Here is a 279-nt window from a genome sequence, read left to right on the forward strand (position 1 = left end):
GTTGTTTATTGCGATAGGACTTGGTCTGACTGCCATTATTAGTACCAGTGCGATAGGCTATGTCAAAACCTCCTCGCAGGCAAAAAACGCGGTTGATAAAGGTCAGTCTATTCCTAGCACGCTCATTGTCGATAAGGTCTTTGTTGACAAGTCTGAGCGCATTTTAAAGTTATTAAGCAAAGATACCGTGGTCAAATCCTATCGCATTGCATTGGGTGACAGCCCGATAGGACATAAGCAACAACAAGGGGATCAGCGCACACCAGTAGGCTACTATAC

At 44.8% G+C, this 279-nt stretch carries 1 protein-coding gene; it reads left to right on the plus strand.

The window, feature by feature from the left end; genetic code table 11:
* Positions 1-279: L,D-transpeptidase family protein (locus AAEZ05_RS28350; protein ID WP_350649895.1), on the plus strand; the 279-nt coding region annotated here is incomplete at both ends.

The sequence above is a fragment of the Pseudomonas sp. HY13-MNA-CIBAN-0226 genome, assembly GCF_040310305.1.
GTDB classification, from domain to species: Bacteria; Pseudomonadota; Gammaproteobacteria; order Pseudomonadales; family Pseudomonadaceae; genus Aquipseudomonas; species Aquipseudomonas gregormendelii.